Source organism: Glutamicibacter sp. NPDC087831 (genome assembly GCF_044742845.1).
Lineage (GTDB): Bacteria > Actinomycetota > Actinomycetes > Actinomycetales > Micrococcaceae > Glutamicibacter.
In genome coordinates this window covers 180000-197091 of record NZ_JBIUVH010000002.1, presented here as the reverse complement: position 1 = coordinate 197091, position 17092 = coordinate 180000, and the positions used below count along the sequence as shown (strand labels likewise).

The 17092-nt window shown below is 64.0% G+C and carries 14 protein-coding genes; 3 read left to right on the top strand and 11 right to left on the bottom strand.

What is annotated here, in order from left to right:
* Nucleotides 1–153 precede the first annotated feature (153 nt).
* Entirely contained in the window at nucleotides 154–1182 is a 1029-nt protein-coding gene (locus ACIOJF_RS07395; protein WP_181148785.1) for a Gfo/Idh/MocA family protein, read from the top strand.
* 33 nt (nucleotides 1183–1215) lie between these two features.
* On the opposite strand, the gene galE is transcribed toward ACIOJF_RS07395, so the two are convergent.
* The 11 genes from galE to ACIOJF_RS07340 all read right to left on the bottom strand — a co-directional run bounded on the left by galE (nucleotide 1216) and on the right by ACIOJF_RS07340 (nucleotide 14834).
* The gene (gene galE / locus ACIOJF_RS07390; RefSeq protein WP_105656519.1) at nucleotides 1216–2178 is read right to left on the bottom strand and encodes a UDP-glucose 4-epimerase GalE; all 963 of its coding nucleotides are present in this window, start codon (nucleotides 2176–2178) and stop codon (nucleotides 1216–1218) included.
* Nucleotides 2175–3371, bottom strand: a complete 1197-nt coding sequence (gene galK, locus ACIOJF_RS07385; protein ID WP_105656520.1) for a galactokinase — start codon at nucleotides 3369–3371, stop codon at nucleotides 2175–2177. The genes galE and galK overlap by 4 nt, the downstream gene beginning before the upstream one ends.
* A complete protein-coding gene (gene galT, locus ACIOJF_RS07380; protein ID WP_105656521.1) occupies nucleotides 3368–4477 on the bottom strand; it encodes a galactose-1-phosphate uridylyltransferase in 1110 nt (369 codons plus the stop codon). Before galT ends, galK begins: the two co-directional genes overlap by 4 nt.
* A gap of 55 nt (nucleotides 4478–4532) precedes the next feature.
* Complete coding sequence (locus ACIOJF_RS07375; RefSeq protein ID WP_105656522.1) at nucleotides 4533–5477, bottom strand: aldose 1-epimerase family protein; 945 nt, start codon at nucleotides 5475–5477, stop codon at nucleotides 4533–4535.
* A 94-nt stretch (nucleotides 5478–5571) separates the two neighbouring features.
* Nucleotides 5572–6753, bottom strand: coding sequence for a multiple monosaccharide ABC transporter permease (gene mmsB, locus ACIOJF_RS07370; protein WP_105656523.1), 1182 nt, complete (start codon nucleotides 6751–6753; stop codon nucleotides 5572–5574).
* Complete coding sequence (mmsA, locus tag ACIOJF_RS07365) at nucleotides 6750–8288, bottom strand: multiple monosaccharide ABC transporter ATP-binding protein (RefSeq protein ID WP_105656524.1); 1539 nt, start codon at nucleotides 8286–8288, stop codon at nucleotides 6750–6752. Before mmsA ends, mmsB begins: the two co-directional genes overlap by 4 nt.
* Before the next feature lie 93 nt (nucleotides 8289–8381).
* On the bottom strand, nucleotides 8382–9551 hold the full coding sequence (chvE, locus tag ACIOJF_RS07360) for a multiple monosaccharide ABC transporter substrate-binding protein (RefSeq protein ID WP_105656525.1): 1170 nt from the start codon (nucleotides 9549–9551) through the stop codon (nucleotides 8382–8384).
* A gap of 175 nt (nucleotides 9552–9726) precedes the next feature.
* Nucleotides 9727–11238, bottom strand: a complete 1512-nt coding sequence (araA, locus tag ACIOJF_RS07355) for an L-arabinose isomerase (protein ID WP_402741416.1) — start codon at nucleotides 11236–11238, stop codon at nucleotides 9727–9729.
* A 7-nt stretch (nucleotides 11239–11245) separates the two neighbouring features.
* Nucleotides 11246–11962, bottom strand: coding sequence for an L-ribulose-5-phosphate 4-epimerase (locus ACIOJF_RS07350; RefSeq protein ID WP_105662251.1), 717 nt, complete (start codon nucleotides 11960–11962; stop codon nucleotides 11246–11248).
* Nucleotides 11963–11997: 35 nt separating this feature from the next.
* The gene (locus ACIOJF_RS07345) at nucleotides 11998–13611 is read right to left on the bottom strand and encodes a xylulokinase (protein ID WP_402741415.1); all 1614 of its coding nucleotides are present in this window, start codon (nucleotides 13609–13611) and stop codon (nucleotides 11998–12000) included.
* A 161-nt stretch (nucleotides 13612–13772) separates the two neighbouring features.
* Nucleotides 13773–14834 (bottom strand): substrate-binding domain-containing protein, encoded by a 1062-nt coding sequence (locus ACIOJF_RS07340; protein WP_402741414.1) that lies wholly within the window; start codon nucleotides 14832–14834, stop codon nucleotides 13773–13775.
* A gap of 307 nt (nucleotides 14835–15141) precedes the next feature.
* On the opposite strand from ACIOJF_RS07340, the gene ACIOJF_RS07335 reads away from it, so the two are divergent.
* A complete protein-coding gene (locus ACIOJF_RS07335) occupies nucleotides 15142–16026 on the top strand; it encodes a sugar phosphate isomerase/epimerase family protein (RefSeq protein ID WP_402741413.1) in 885 nt (294 codons plus the stop codon).
* Nucleotides 16027–16054: 28 nt separating this feature from the next.
* On the top strand, nucleotides 16055–17056 hold the full coding sequence (locus ACIOJF_RS07330; protein ID WP_105656531.1) for a Gfo/Idh/MocA family oxidoreductase: 1002 nt from the start codon (nucleotides 16055–16057) through the stop codon (nucleotides 17054–17056).
* Nucleotides 17057–17092 lie beyond the last annotated feature (36 nt).

The following is a 17092-nucleotide window of genomic DNA, read 5'->3' as shown; positions in this document are numbered from 1 at the left end:
GATTAACCGAGGATGCCCTGGGGCCGCATACCGCTAACCCCAGATGCTGCTGATCGGTGAATAGTCGTTGGAATACTGCTCTTCCCCCGCCTTGCGCCTTCCACTAGTCTGATTAGGATCCACCATGAATTTTGCCTGCCATCGGAGCCTTCAGTGCCACTAGCCTTACCCGAATCCACGCTGCCCCATCCCTCCTCGGCTCCTGCGCTGAATTGGGGCATCCTCGGGCCGGGGTGGATCGCCTCGCAGTTTGCCGCATCGCTGAACGACTTGACCGCCAGCCGGCTCGCAGCAGTCGGCTCGCGCACCTTGGCCCGCTCCGAGCAGTTCGCACGCACCTACGGAGACGCCGGAACCCGGGCCTTCGGCTCCTATGCCGAGGTGCTCGGGGACCCTGGGGTGGATGTCGTCTACATCGCCGTCCCGCACAGCGGCCACGCGGAACTTGCGCTCGAGGCGATCGCCGCGGGCAAGCATGTCCTGGTGGAGAAGCCAATGAGCCTGGACGCCGGGCAAACTTCCCGGATCATCGAGGCGGCCAAGGCTGCCGGAGTTTTCGCCATGGAAGCCATGTGGTCACGATTCCTGCCCATCGGCAATGTGGTTTCACAGGTCGTCAAGTCCGGAATCCTGGGGCAGATCATCACCGTCCAGGCTGATTTCGGCGCCAAGTTCGAGGTCGACTACGACTCGCGCATCTACGACCCGGCGCTCGGCGGCGGGGCCCTGCTGGATGTCGGCGTCTACCCTATTGCCTTCAGCGCCATGGTCTCCCCTGCCAAGCAGCTCCTGCACGCTTCGGGACGCATGGCCAAAACCGGGGTTGACGCTACCTTCACCGCGGTCCTTTCCAATGTAGACGGTTCCACGGCAATGGTCTTCAGCAGCATCGAAACCGATTCGCCGCAGGGCGCATGGATTGCCGGCACGCAGGGCACCTTGGAACTCCAGCGCCCGATTTGCTGCGGTTCCGGGCTGGTGCTGCGCAGTGCCGACGGCAAGATCGCCGACAGCCGCGAGTTCACGGAAACCTCGCCTACTGCCGGTTTGGGCTGGGAAGCGGCCCACGTGGCCCAGTGCATTGCCCTGGGCCTGGCCGAATCCCCGGTCATGCCGCTGGCTGAATCGCTGGCGATTGCGCAGACCATGGACCAGATCGCGGCCACGCTGCGCACCAGCTAGTTTTCCAGGCCGCTGCGCTTCAGCTTGGCGCAATCAGCCGCGCTGGGCCGAAGCCTTCCAGGCGCTGTGGACCATCTGCTGCAGGCTATGGCGCATCTGCCAATCAAGGTCGCGGGCGGCCAGCTTCCCGTCGGCGACAATGCGCGCCGGGTCGCCCGGGCGGCGCGCTTCTTCCACCGCGGTGAAACCGATGCCGGTGGCCTTCGCTACCGCATCCATGATCTGGCGCACCGAGACGCCATCGCCGGAGCCCAAATTGTAGACCGGCTCCAATACCTCGCCGGCTTCCAGTTTCCTGGCCGCCTCCACGTGCGCCAGCGCCAGGTCGGCGACGTGCACGTAGTCGCGCACGCAGGTGCCGTCCTCGGTGTCGTAGTCGGTGCCGAAGATCTTCGGCGTCTTTCCGGCATTCAGCGCCTGGAACACCAGCGGGAACAGGTTGTGCGGGCTGGCATCGTAGAGTTCTTCGCTGCCCGAGCCGACCACGTTGAAGTAGCGCAGCGAGGTGTGCTTCAGCCCGGTAGCCACCGCCTGGTCGCGGATCAGCCATTCCCCCACGAGCTTGCTCTGTCCGTACGGGGATTCGGGGAAGGTGCCGGTGGATTCGGTCACCACATCTTCGTCCGGGGTGCCGTAGACGGCTGCCGAGGAGGAGAAGACCATGTTGTGCACGCGGGAGGACGCCATGGCTTCGAGCAGGTGCGCGGTGCCGGTGACATTCTGCTCGAAGGCCAGCAGCGGGTGCTTCACCGATTCGCCGGCATACTTGTAGCCGGCCAAGTGGATGACCCCGGTGACCTCGTGGCGCTTCATGATTTCCACGAGCTTTTCGGTCTGCAGGATGTTCAGCTGGTAGAACGGCACCTGTTCGGGAACGAAGCCGTGCACCCCGCTGGACATCGAGTCCACGACGACCGGCTCAAGGCCTGCCGCGGACAGCGAACGCACCACGTGGGATCCGATATATCCGGCTCCGCCGGTCACTAGCCAACTCATGCCCGGCCTGCTCCTTCGTCTGCAATTACGGTGAAAATGGCCGGCTCGACATAGCCGGCCTGGTCAAAGGCTTCGCGGACGGCCTGGCAGACCGGTTCGATCTGCTCGCGCTTGACCAAGGCAATGGCGCTGCCGCCAAAACCGCCACCGGTCATCCGGGCTCCGATCGCCCCGGCCGCCATGGCCGCTTCCACGGCGGCGTCCAGTTCCTCGCTGGAAATCTCGTAGTCGTCGCGCATGGATTCGTGCGACTGGCAAAGCAGCTTGCCCACCGCGGGCAGGTCGCCTTCGCGCAGCGCGAGGACAGTATCCAGGACGCGGCGGTTCTCGGTCACGATGTGCTTGGCGCGGCGCTTGGCTACCGGGTCCCCAATGGCCTCCAGCTCTTCGATGCTGTGCACCTCGCGCAGCGATGCTACCTCCAGCACCGCGGCGGCCTGCTCGCAGCTGGTGCGACGGGCGGCGTAGCCGCCATCCACGTGCGAATGCTCTACGCGGGTGTCCATGACCAGGACCACCGCGTCATGCTGCGCCAGCGGCAGCGGCACGGATTGGGATTCCATGGATCGGCAATCCAGGAACAGCGCATGCTGGGCATGGGACATCAGCGAGGCGCTCTGGTCCATGATCCCGGTCGGAGCACCCACGAATTCGTTCTCGGCACGCTGGGTCAGCTGGGCCATCTGCACCTTGGACAGGCCCAGGCCGTAGAGATCGTCCAGCGCCACGATGGTCGCCACTTCCAGGGCATGCGAAGAGGACAAGCCCGAGCCCACCGGGACATCGGAGTCCACCATCAGCTCCAGCCCGCCAATGTGCACGCCATCGAGCTGGCTCAGCGCCCACAGCACGGCGGCCGGGTAGGCGGCCCAGCCGGGCACCGCGCGGGGCACCAGCTCATCGAGGGTAATGGAGGTGACCGGCGGTTCGTCGCCCGCCCCGTAGGTGGAGGCGAAATCCAGCACCTGGCTGCCCGGCTCCAGCTGCGACTTGCGGCGCACGGCCACCAGCGCGTTCTTGTCGATGGCGAAGGGCAGCACATAGCCCATGTTGTAGTCGGTGTGCTCGCCGATCAGGTTCACCCGTCCCGGGGCCCGCCAGATGCCTTCCGGGTGGTGGCCGTAGGCCTTGGTGAACTTCTCGCGCAGGGCGTTGACGCGCGCCGCGGTTTCCTTCGTTCCGCTGCGGCTCATGGCATGACCTCGCGCAGCCGTGCAGCAGTCTGCTCGGCCGGGACGTCGTTGATGAAAGCGCCCATGGCAGCTTCCGATCCGGCCAGGAACTTCAATTTGTCAGCGGCCCGGCGCGGGCTGGTCAGCTGCAGGTGCAGCCGTGAGGCCTTGCGGGCCACGGGCTCCAGCGGAGCCTGGTGCCAGGCGGCGATGTACGGGGTGGGCGTCGGGTACAGCGCGTCGAATCCGCGCAGCAGGTCCCGGTACATCACGGCCAGCTCGGCTTTTTCGTCCGCATTGAGCGCGGCGAAGTCCGGCACGTGGCGGTGCGGCACCAGGTGCGCTTCCAGCGGCCAGCGGGCCGCGTAGGGCACGAACACGGAGAAGTGCTCGCCCTCGGCGACCATGCGCGTGCCCTCCTTGCGCTCGAAGTCCAGGATGTCGCCCATCAGGGTGCGCCCGGTCTTCTCCAGGTGCGCGATGCCCTGGCCGGCCATCTTGGCGGCGGTTGGCGCCAGGTACGGGTAGGCGTAGATCTGCCCATGCGGGTGGTGCAGGGTCACGCCGATATCCTGGCCGCGGTTCTCGAAGACGAACACCTGCGCAATGCCCTCCATGGCGGACAGGGCGGCGGTGCGCTGCGCCCAGGCCTCGATGACGGTGCGCGCCCGGGCATCATCCAGCGATGCGAAGGAACCGGTGTGCTCGGGGGTGAACACCACGACCTCGCAGCGCCCGTAGGCCGGGGCCGGCTGCTGCACCGGTGCGGCCGCTGGAATCCGGCCCAGTGCCGGGCCCAGGGACGGGAAGCGGTTCTCGAAAACCACCACGTTGAAGTCCTCGGCAGGGATTTCGCTCTGCCGCCCGTGGACGCTGGGGCACAGCGGGCATTCTTCCTTGGGCGGGAGGTAGGTGCGCGACTGGCGGTGGGCCGCTACGGCCACCCAGTCCCCGGTCAGCCGGTCGTAGCGCAGTTCGCCAGGCTCCCCGCGCGGATCCAGCGGCCGGGTGTCGGCCACCGGTTCGGGCACGGCGGCATTGGCGTCGGCGAAGAAGATCGCCTCGCGGCCATCGGCCAGGTGATGGACCCGGTGGGTCGGTTCATGTGCTGCGGAGCCCTGCGGCATTGCAATCTCTCCAGTTGACTCGTGGTGGTTCCAAAGGTGGGTGGCGCCTGGGGTGCTAGCGCGGCTGGACCGGGCCGATCAGCCAGCTGGCTTCGTGGCTGGCGCCCGGTGCCAGGGCGATGACGTCCTGGCCGGAGTTGTAGCCGCCCGGCGGGCAGGTCATCGGCTCGATGGCCAGGCCGGTGCGGTCCAGGGCCGGATCATCGCGGTCGGCGGTGTGTATCTGGACCCACGGGCAGGCTTCGTCCCAGGTGATGTGCGATCCGACGCCCCCGGCGTCGGTGATCTCCGCGCGGAAAGAACCGTCCGCGCGGGCAGCCAGGCCAGTGTAGGCATGGTCGATGAAGAGATCCCCGATGGGCTTCGGGGTGCGGAAATCCAGCTCGGTGCCGGCGGCCTGAACCGTGTCGCGCGGCAGCAGGCGCGGGCCTTCGGTCAGCTGCACCTTGCCAGCTGGCAGGGTGAAGGTCCATTCATCCGCCTTCTTGCCCGGGGCGACCAGGTAGGCGTGCGAACCCCAGCCGAAGGGCGCGGTGCCCGTCCCGAGGTTGGTGGCGGCAGCGACGGTGCGCAGCCCGCCGGCCTCCAGCCGGTAGCCGATCACCAGCTGCACCTCGTACGGATAGCCGGCGCTCGGGGCGATGACGGTGCGCAGCTGGGCGAAGTCGGCACGGTGCTCGATGATCTCGAAGCCGGTATCGATCACCAGGCCGTGCAGCGCATGGCCGCGCTCCGGCTCGGTGATCGGCAGCTGCAGCTCTTGGCCTTCCCAGCTGTAGGCCCCGTCGATCACCCGGTTGGGCCACGGGGCCAGGATGGCGCCCGCGAAAACCGGGCGCGGCCCGTGCGGGTCGAAAGCGCGCACCAGCGGGCGGGAGCCGTACTGGAGGGAAACCAGGGTGGCGCCCACCGTGGCCACTTGCGCGGTGAAGCCATGGACTTGCAGCGTCAGCACCGTTCCATTGGCGGTGTCCTTCAGGGGCAGTGCGAGGCGGTCCATGTCTTCATCCTTCTTGCTGGGCCATCGAAAACGTCGGGCACGCATGGGCCCTCCCGCAATCGCGTGCGGGAGGGCCCATGGCACCAGTGGCAGGCTAGTTGCCGGCGCCCGCGCGGCGCTTGTTGTAGATGTCGAAGGCGACTGCCAGAAGCAGCACAACGCCCTTGACGATCTGCTGGGTGGAGGCGCCCACGCCCATCAGCTGCATGCCGTTGGAGAGCACCGCCATCACCAGGCCGCCGACGATCGCGCCGGTCACCCGGCCCACGCCGCCGGTGGTCGAAGCGCCGCCGATGAAGCAGGCCGCAATGGCGTCCAGCTCGAACATGTTGCCGGCACCCGGCTGGGCGCCGTTGGAACGCGAGGAGAAGACCACGCCGGCCACGCCCGAAAGCAGGCCCATGTTGATGAAGATCCACATGTTGATCTTCTTCACGTTCACGCCCGAAAGCTTCGCGGCGGACAGGTTGCCGCCGATGGCGTAGACGTGGCGGCCGAAAACGGTCTTGGTGGTCAGCACGTGGTAGCCCAGGATCAGGGCAGCCAGGATGATCAGCACGATCGGCATGCCGCGGCTGGTGGCGATCTGCCAGAAGAACCAGAGGATGATGATGCCCGAGATGATGTTCTTGGCCAGGAACATGGCCATGGATTCAACGCTCTGGCCGTACTTGGCGCGTCCAGCGCGGTTGCGCCACTGCGAAACGAACAGTCCGGCCACGGCGATCACGCCGATGATCACGGTGAACAGGTCGAATCCGTTGCCGCCCAGCAGCCCGTTGAGGAAACCGCCGGCGATCTGGCCGTATTCGCCGGGGAACGGCGAGAGCGACACATTGCTCAGCACTTCGTAGGTCAGGCCGCGGAAGAGCAGCATGCCGGCCAGGGTCACGATGAACGCGGGAATGCCCACGTACGCCACCCAGAAGCCCTGCCACAGGCCGCACAGGGCGCCCACGGCGATGCCGGCGAGCATGCCGACCCACCAGGGCAGATCCCCCTTGATGACAATGACCGCGGAGACCGCACCGGTCAGCGCCACGAGGGAGCCGACCGACAGGTCGATGTGCCCGGCGACGATCACCAGGATCATGCCCAGGGCGAGGATCAGCACGTAGGAGTACTGCAAGATGATGTTGGTGATGTTGATCGGGCTGAGCAGCAGCCCGTTGGTCAGGATGGTGAACAGCACCACGATGAGCACGAAGGCAATGTAAATGCCCGAGGTGCGCAGGTTCTTGGTGAAGATATCCTTCAGCTCGCTTGTGATGGTCATCGGGTGCTTTCCTTCTCGATGGTCATGAGTTCCATGAGGCGTTCCTGGGTGGCTTCGCTGCTGGGCAGCTGGCCGGTCATTCGGCCGTAGGCCAGGGTGTAGATGCGGTCGCAGATGCCCAAGAGCTCTGGCAGTTCGGAGGAGATCACCAGCACGGCCTTGCCGGCAGCCGCCAGCTCGTTGATGATGGTGTAGATCTCGTATTTGGCGCCGACGTCGATGCCGCGGGTGGGCTCGTCGAGGATCAGCAGCTCGGGTGCGGTGTGCAGCCATTTGCCCAGCACGACCTTCTGCTGGTTGCCGCCCGATAGGTTCCCGACCTTCGCCATCACGTTCGGGGTCTTGATGCGCATGGACTTGCGGTAGTGCTCGGCAATCTGGATCTCCTTGTTGCCGTCCACGAAGCCCTTGGAGGAGATCTTGTCCAGGCCGGCCGCGGTGGTGTTCACGCGGATGTCCTCGATCAGGTTCAGCCCGAACTTCTTGCGGTCCTCGGAAACGTAGGCGATGCCGGCCTTGATGGCCTTGCCCACGGTGGAGGTGTCCACCGGCTTGCCGTCCATCTTGACCGTGCCGGTGATGTTCCGGCCATAGCTGTGGCCGAAGATGCTCATCGCCAATTCGGTGCGCCCGGCGCCCATCAGTCCTGCAATGCCGACGATTTCGCCGGCGCGGACCTCCAGGTTGGCGCCTTCCACCACGGTGCGGTCCTGCTGGACCGGGTGCTGGACCGACCAGTCCTGGACCTCGAAGACCACGTCGCCGATCTGCGGTACGCGTTCCGGGTAGCGGGAGGACAGTTCGCGGCCCACCATGCCGCGGATGATGCGGTTCTGGTTGGACTCGGGATCGGCCATGTCCAGCGCCTCGATGGACTGGCCATCGCGGATGATCGTGGTGGTGTTGGCAATGTCCTCGATCTCGCCGAGCTTGTGCGAAATGATGATCGAGGTGATGCCCTGTTCGCGCAGTCCGCGCAGCAGGTTCAGCAGGTGCTCGGAGTCGTCGTCATTCAGCGCGGCGGTCGGTTCGTCCAGGATCAGCAGCTTGACGTTCTTGCTCAGCGCCTTGGCGATTTCCACCAGCTGCTGCTTGCCCACGCCCAGCTGGCCTACCGGGGTGACCGGCAGTTCGTCCAGGCCCACGCGGGCCAGCAGGTCCGCGGCGCGGTGGTTGGTCTCGTTCCAGTCGATGAAGCCGCCGCGCGCGGTTTCGTTGCCGAGGAAGATGTTCTCGGCCACCGACAGGTACGGCACCAGCGCCAGCTCCTGGTGGATGATCACGATGCCCTGGGCTTCGGAGTCCTTGATGTTCGAGGCCTTGAGCTCTTCGCCTTCGAAAATGATCTGGCCCTCGTAGCTGCCGTGCGGGTAGACCCCGGAGAGCACCTTCATGAGGGTGGATTTTCCGGCGCCGTTCTCTCCGCAGATAGCGTGGATTTCGCCCTTGCTAACCGAAAGGTTGACGCCGTCCAGCGCCTTGACTCCGGGAAAAGTCTTGGTGATGTCCTGCATGTGCAGGATCGTGGTGTCCATAGTGCAGACGTCCTTGGTGTGTGCTGTGAGCGGTGCATCCGGTGGGCGGGAGGGCGGCTTGCCCTCCCGCCCACCGGATTGCGGCCTGGGAGACTACTTGGTCTGGCCGGCCTTGACTTCCTCGGCCGTGTAGTACTCGGAGTCGACCAGCAGGGAGGTGATGTTGTCCTTGACGACGATGTCCGAATCCAGCAGGTAGGAAGGAACAACCTTCTTGCCGTTGTCGTAGGTTTCGGTGTCATTGGCTTCCGGCTCGCCGCCGCCTGCGTAGGACTTCACTGCCTCGACAGCCTGGGTAGCCAGCTTGCGGGTGTCCTTGAAGATGGTTGCGTACTGCACGCCATCGTCGATCAGCTTCACCGAAGCGATTTCTGCATCCTGGCCCGAGATGATCGGCAGGCCGGCCTCGATGGTCTTGCCGTAGCCGGCGTTGGACAGTGCGGTGATGATGCCGCGGGAGATGCCGTCGAATGGCGAGAGGATGCCGTCGATCTTGGTCTTGCCGCCCTGGTAGTGGGCGGTGATCAGGTCTTCCATGCGCGACTGGGCTTCTTCCTGGCTCCAGCGCAGGGTAGCTGCCTGCTCGATCTTGGTCTGCCCGGACTTGACCGTCAGGGTGCCGTCATCCAGGTAGGGCTTGAGGGTATCCATGGCGCCCTTCCAGAAGAAGTGCGCGTTGTTGTCGTCGATCGAACCGGCGAAGAGCTCGACGTTGAACTTGCCCTCCTTGCTGGTGCGCTTGCCTTCCTCATCGGCCAGGCCCATGCCGGTCAGCAGCGAGGTTGCCTGCTGGACGCCGACGTTGTAGTTGTCGAAGGTGACGTAGAAGTCGACGTTCTCGGTGCCGTTGATCAAGCGGTCGTAGGAGATGATCGGGATGTTCTGGTCCGCTGCGGCCTGCAGCTGGGTGGACAGCGCGGTGCCGTCGATGGAGGCGACTACCAGGATGTCGCTGCCCTTGGTGATCATCTGGTCGATCTGCTGCTGCTGGGTGGGGATGTCGTCATTCGCGAACTGCAGGTCGACTTCGAAGCCAGCGGCTTCCAGCTGGGACTTGACGGCTTCGCCGTCGGCAATCCAGCGCTCGGAAGTCTCAGTTGGCATTGCCACGCCCACCTGGATGTCCTCAGGTGCAGTCGACTCGCCTTCGCCGGCTCCTGCTCCGCCGCCAGCGCCACCGCCGCTGCACGCTGCCAATGCGCCGACCAGTGCCAGCGATCCCATGGTCGCCGCGGCCTTGCGGGTCCAATTATTCCATGCCATCTTTTCCTCCTTGAAAGGTTGCCATATCTGCGAGTGAGACTGGACTCACACTATGTTAGCGCTAACACAGTGATTTCAGCCACCCTCTATGTAAATAAATTAAGATTCCTTACTCATTGGTAATGCACGCCCCGCAACGGGGCGCGCATTACCTGGGCAGGTGTCCTTCGAACCGCTAGAAACCCTGCGCCAAGCGGTAGTAGCTCTGGTTCACGCGAATCTGCTGCGCGAAGTTCCGGCGGGTGGTTTCCTCATCGATAACCAGCAGCTCGGTGCCTGCGATTTCGGCGAAGATCTCGAAAGCCTCGATCCCCGCGGCCGTGGACATCACCGTGTGGTGCGCACCGCCGGCAGCCAGCCAGGACTCGGCGGAAGTATTGAAGTCCGGCCGCGGGCTCCACACCGCGCGCGCCACCGGCAGATTCGGCAGGTCCGCCGGCGGGGTGACCACATCCACCACATTGGCAGTCAGGCGGAAGCGCTCGCGCATATCGGCCATGGACACGACCACCGCACCTTCGGCAACGTCCGCGTTGAAGACCATGCGCACCGGATCCTCGCGGCCGCCGATGCCCAGCGGGTGGATTTCAACCCGCGGCTTGGAGGTGGTCAGCGACGGGCAGACCTCGAGCATGTGGGCGCCGAGGATCAGCTCCTTGCCGGGAGTCAGGTCGTAGGTGTAGTCCTCCATCAGCGAGGCGCCGCCCGGCAGGCCCTCGCCCATGACCTTGGCGGCACGCACCAGTACCGCGGTCTTCCAGTCGCCTTCGGCGCCGAAGCCGTAGCCCTTGCCCATCAGGCGCTGCACAGCCAGGCCCGGCAGCTGCTTGAGCCCGCCCAGGTCCTCGAAGTTGGTCGTGAACGCCATGGCGCCGGCCTTGGACAGGAAGGCTTCCAGCGCAATTTCCTGGGATGCGGCATAGCGCAGCGACTCGTGGCGGGCACCGCCGGCGCGCAGTTCGGGCACGACTTCGTATTCGCGCTCGTACTCGGCGACCAGCGCATCGATGTCGGCCTCGGCCACGGCCTGGACCGCTTCGACCAGGTCGTTGACGGCCCAGGTGTTCACCGAGACGCCGAAGCGGATCTCCGCCTCGGTCTTGTCCCCCTCGGTCACCGCGACGTTGCGCATGTTGTCGCCGAAGCGGACCAGGTTCAGGTTTTGCACGGCGTTGAAGCCGGCAGCGCCGCGGATCCAGGTGCCCACGCGGCGGGATACGGCCGGGTTGGAGACATGGCCGACCACGGTGGTGCGGGCCGCGCCCAGGCGGGTGGCCAGGTAGGCGTACTCGCGGTCGCCGTGGGCGGCCTGGTTCAGGTTCATGAAGTCGAAGTCGATCGAATCCCAGGGCAGTTCGACATTGGCCTGGGTGTGAAGGTGCAGCAGCGGCTTCTGCAGGGCTTTCAAGCCGTTGATCCACATCTTGGCCGGGCTGAAGGTGTGCATCCAGGTGATGACGCCCAGCACCTTGTCATCCGAGTTTGCTTCCAGCATTGCGCGGCGGATGGATTCGGAGTCCTTCAGAACCGGCTTCCACACGATCCTTGCCGGAACGTCGGCGGACGCATCCAGCGCCTGCGCGACCTCGGTGGACTGCTGCGCCACCTGGCGCAGCGTCTCTTCGCCGTACAGGTCCTGGCTGCCGGTGAAGAACCAGATTTCTTGGGTGTTATATGCCTTAGCCATGATGTCCTTACTGTCCGTAGACGTTCTGGTAGCGCTCGTAGAGCGAGTCGATATGCTTCTGGTCGATCGCGACCGGGTTGCCCAGCTGGCGCGAGATGTGCACGGTTCGAGCCACTTCCTCGCACATCACCGCGGCTTTGACTGCGGCCTTGGCGTCCTTTCCGATCGTGAAAGGACCGTGGTTGCGCATCAGCACGGCCGGGCTGCGGGACTCGCTCAGCGTGGACACGATGCCGCGGCCAATCGAATCATCGCCAATGATGGCGAAGGGGCCTACCGGGATCGGGCCGCCGAATTCGTCGGCCATCATGGTCAGCACGCAGGGAATTTCCTCGCCGCGCGCCGCCCATGCGGTGGCGTAGGTGGAGTGGGTATGCACCACGCCGCCCACCTGCGGCATGTGCTCGTAGGTGTAGGCATGGGCCGCGGTGTCCGAGGACGGGGCGCGGGTGCCATCGAGCAGCTTGCCGTCCAAGGTGCAGACCACCATGGACTGCGCGGTCAGCTCGTCGTAGGCGACGCCCGATGGCTTGATCACGAACAGGTCCGCGGAGCCGTCGGCGATTTCCGGGTGGCGCACGCGCTGCGACACGTTGCCGGCAGTCCAGACCACCAGCTCATAGCGCGGCAATTCGGCGTGCAGGTCGGCAACAATCTGGCGGACCGTGGCCACCTCGTCCTGCATTGACTGCGGGTAATCCGCCAGGATTCGTGGTTGATTCATCGGTTTCTCTTTTCGTCCGAAACTGTGTGCGATGCCTAGATGGCGGTAATGGCGGTGCGCTGAATGGCCAGGCCGGCTTCATAGGTTTCCAGGTAGGCCTCGAAGCCGGCACGGTCATCGGCCTGCGGCTCCGCGAGGCTCAAAGCGGCACCGGCGAAGACTTCGGAATCCAGGAATTCAGGCAGGGACTGCTGCAGGCCATCGAGGACTCGGCGCCGGTACGCTGCCAGGACGGCGATGCCCCATGCACCTCCGTGTCCGGCGCTGTCCCCGACAAGGACGGGAGTGTTGATCGCAGCGGCCAGCAGCCGTTGGGCCACCCCGGCGGTGCGGAAGATGCCGCCATGGGCAAACATCTGCTTGACCTCGACGCCTTCGGCGGCCAGCACGCGCAGTCCGAGGCTCAGCGTGGCGAACATGGCGTACACCTGAACACGCACGAAGTTGGGCAGGTTCAGCGTGGAGTCCGGGGTGCGCAGGATGGCCGGACGGCCTTCGGCAAGACCCGCTACCGGTTCGCCGGAAAGATTGTTGTAGGCCAGGAGCCCCGCACCATCGGCAGCACCCTGAAGGGCCGAACGCAGCAGGGTTTCGAAGACCGCGTTGTCGTCGGCGTCGCTGCCCAGCGCCCGGGCGAACTGCCCGAAGACCTGGGCCCAGGCGGCAAATTCGCTGGCGCCGTTATTGCAGTGGACCATGGCAACCGGATGCCCATCGGGCGTGGTGACCACGTCGATTTCGTGGTGCACTTCCTTGAGCGGCGCGTCGAGGACCACCATCGCGAAAATGGAGGTTCCGGCGGAGATGTTGCCGGTGCGCTGGGCTACCGAATTGGTGGCCACCATGCCGGTTCCGGCGTCTCCTTCCGGTGGGCACAGCGGGCTGCCAGGCTGGAGCTGGCCGGTGGGGTCCAGGAGCAAGGCCCCGGCTTCGCTAAGCGTGCCAGCATCTGCACCGGCGGGCAGTGCCGCGGGCAGCATTGAGGAAAGCCCTGCGGTCGCGCCATGCCGGGCAGCCACCGCGTCAAAGGCGGAAAGCATCCGTGCATCGTAGCTGCCGGTGGCTGAATCGATGGGGAACATTCCCGCGGCATCGCCCACGCCAAGCACAAAATTTCCGGTGAGAAGCTCATGCACGAATCCGGCCAGCGTGTTCAGGCGGGAAACTTTCGACACGTGCTCTTCGCCGTTGAGCAGCGCTTGGAAGTAGTGCGCTACGGACCAGCGCTGCGGGATATTGAAGTCCAGTTCCTCGCTGAGCATCGCCGCCGCTTTTGCCGTGGAGGTGTTGCGCCAGGTGCGGAAGGGAACCAGCAGTTCCCGGTCGGCGTCGAAGGCGAGGTAGCCATGCATCATCGCGGAGATTCCAACGGCTCCTAGCTGCGTTGGGCGTACTCCGTGGCGCTCTTGGGCATCGGCCAGCACTTGGGCCATGCAGTTCTGCAGGCCGGCGACGATGGCTTCGCGGGAGTAGGTCCAATTCCTGTTTTCGTACTGGTTCTCCCAGGCGTGGCTTCCGCTGGCAAGCTGCTGGTGGCCGGGGCCGATCAGGCTGGCTTTGATATTCGTTGAACCGAACTCGATGCCCAGCACGGCTTCGCCGGTGCTGATGATCTCGCGGGCGGTTGGCCCGTTGAGCTGTGTTGCCATGAAATCTCCGTTCGCACAGCTCGGTGAGCAGCGCCATAGCCATCGTTTCCTGCTCCACTCGCGAAAAATGCGCTGGCAGAACAAAACCTCGATCCAATGTTAGCGCTAACAATTTGTGATCCGCAATACCGGATCCCGGACTCGGCGAATGAAGCGCTTGGCTAGCGGGCGTTGGGCGGTGCGGTACTCGCCCGGATTACCAGCGTTGGCGCAATCACTTTCGGGACCCTGTCAGCCGTGGCGCCTTCCAGCAATTCCATCAGCGCAGCATGGCCGACATCGCGGAAAGGCTGGCGAACCGTGGTCAGCGAAGGGATCAGGAAATTGGAGATTTGCAGGTCGTCGAAACCGATAACCGAAACGTCATTGGGCACTTCCAGCCCGGCTTCCCAGAAAGCACGCAGAACACCGGTGGCAAGGTAATCATTCGCTGCGAATACTGCCGTAACTTCGCCGGCGCGTATCGGGTCAACCAGACGCTGGCCTGCCTCATAGCCGCTCTGGGCCTGCCAGGATTCAGCTGGCACCTCAACAATCGGGGCATTGGCTTCCAGCATTTTTTCCCGCCAGCCGATCTGCCGTTCGGTGGCGTCGAACCAGCCGGTCGGCCCGGACACGTGGACGATCTTGCGGTGCCCCAGGGCCAGAAGATGACCAGTGGCCAAGCGCGCGCCTTCACGCTGGTCGATGTACACGTAATGCGCCGGATCCGCGTCGGGAACCTCCGTGCGAGCGGCCACGACCACCACTGGAATCGTCAGGGCAGCATCATCCAGGGCATCGATCACCTTTTCGAAGGGCGCAACCATCACCACGCCATCAACGCCCTGGTCCACCAGGTGGCTGAGGGCTTCGCTCGCGCTGTGCGCGTCATAGCGATCCAGTGCGGTAACGGTCACGAAATATCCCTGCGCACGGGCAGCGGCCTCGATGGCCAGCACGGTGGATTGCGGTCCGAAGAATTCGCTGCCGATGGTCAGAATGCCGATAGTGCTCGAGTGCGATGTGGCCAGTGCCCGCGCGGCTCGGTTGCGGCGATAACCCAGCTGCCGGATGGCACCCAGCACCTGGTCGCGGGTTCCCGCCCTGACGTTTGGATGGTCGTTGAGCACGCGGGAAACCGTCTGATGGGACACCCCAGCCAAGGCCGCCACATCCGCCATCGACGGGGGCCGGTTTCCTGGGCGCCCTTCACCGGGCTGAGCAATGTTCACAACGGTCATTATTGCAAACACCTTCGAAACAGCCACTGTCGCGGGCGAATATCCAGTCAATCAGCGAGCCGGATTACTGCATTCCCTTGAAGGTATATAACGCACTTTCGCCTTGAACCATTGAAAAACCGGTGATGAACAGACGTATCCTGCACTCGCAGACCAGCCTAGCGGCGGCTCGGAAAAAACTCATGGAGAATATGCCCGGGCGTATTACTTTCCGGGGAGCAGTGGGCATATGATCTTGGAAGCACCTTTGTACTGACAACTGTACATTTCGTTTCCACGCATGCATTCCACACGCCAAGGAGGACCAATGGCAAAACTGTCCATGAATGTCACAACAAGTTTCTACGGGAATGTTGCCACCGACATTGCAACGGCACGGTTGGCCGGATTCGGCGGCATCGAGCTGCAAAGCCCGAAACTCTATCGCTATCTTGATGCCGGCTTTTCTGTGCACACGCTTCCAGAAATGCTCACGGGCCTTGAAGTGACAGGAATCGGCGCAGTCCTTGACCTTGAACGCCAAGGCACCGCACGGGATGACATGCTCCGGGAAGTCAGGCGGATGGCCGAAATCGCCACAGTGGTCGGCGCACCGATCCTGCAAATGTGCACCGGGCCAGTGGACTGGAATGTGGTCAAGGATTTCAAGTCCGGAAAACTCGCAGCATCTGATGATCGCTACCGCGGGACACTCGGCCTCTCGGAACCGGAAGCCATGGCCATTGCCGCCGATAATGTATCTGCTGCCGCCGGGATCGCCGCAGAACACGGGCTGGAGATCTACTTGGAACCGCTGGCTTGGTCCAATATCAATCGGTGTCGGCAAGCCCTGGAAATTATTGAGCGCTGCGGCCGCGAGAACGTTGGCATCGCCTTGGACACCTGGCATTTCTGGACCGTCGGGGACACCTTGGAAGAAGTGGCCGCGTTGCCCAAGGAACTGATCAAGGCGGCCCATATTTCCGACGGGTTGGATCTGGATCGGCGCCATGAGGTTCCGGCCCAGGACGTGCACCGCAATGTCGTCATCGGCGGTGGCGCCATCCCATTGCAGCAGTGGGTGGACGCGATCAAGTCCACCGGCTATGACGGCTGGTGGGTTTCCGAGATGTTCTCTGACCGCGCCAATGAGCACGACTTCCACAAGGTTGCCAGCACCATGCACAATCTTCTGGACATCATGGTCTCCTGACTTCAACCAACTTCACGAGGTGCCTTCAATGCAAAGATTCGCCCTGATCGGCGCCGGCTTCATCGGCTCGGTGCATGCACACAACTTGGCCGCACACCCGGAGATCGACTTTAAACTGGTCTACGACATTGACCCTCAGCGAGCTGCTGCTCTGGCCTCGCGACATGGCGCCAAGGCAGCAGCAACGCTCGACCAGATTTTCGGCAATGACGGCCTGGACGCAGTGTTCATCGCGTCATCAACGGATTCCCACGCCCAGAACCTCCGCCTTGCAGCCGATGCGCGCCTGGCGGCTCTCGTCGAAAAGCCAATCGACCTCGACTTGGAAACGGCAAAGGCGACGGTAGCCTACGTTGAACGTTCAGGAATCAAGGCCATGGTCAATTTCAACCGGCGCTTCGATCGCGCTCACGCAGAGCTCAAGGAGCTCGTGCACTCCGGGCGAATCGGCGATCTGGCTTTGCTCCAGTTGACTTCGCGTGGCCCAGCATTGCCACCACTGGATTACCTGAAAAATTCTGGCGGCCAGTTCCGCGATCAGGCCGTGCACTTCTATGATTTGGCACGCTGGATATCAGGCCAGGATCCCCTGCAGGTGCACGCCTTCGGCTCGGCCCTGTCCGCCCCGGAGATTGCGGAATTTGGCGATGTGGACACTTCGATCAGTTCGCTGCAGTTCCCTAGTGGAGCGATGGCCCAAATAGATTGTGTGCGCCATACGAATTACGGCTATGACGAACGCATCGAAGCGCTGGGGTCTGAAGCCATGGCCGCATCTGAACGGCAACCCTCGGGGCACGTCAGCCTGTTCCAGGGGCAGCACGCGCAATCCCACGGGCTGCACGGCAACTGGTTCGACAGGGTCCAGCCAACCTATGCCGCCAGCTTGGGAGCCTTCGTTCAGGCACTGGACGAAGACCGGGAAGTACCTGTCACGTTGCGTGAGGGGCTCAAATCCCAGGCCATCGCCCAGGCCGCGGTGCGTTCCATCGCTACTGGCCATAGTGAAATGATTGACTACTCGCTCTAAGCACTGGGACAGCTAAGGCCTGGGCTTCTTCACCAT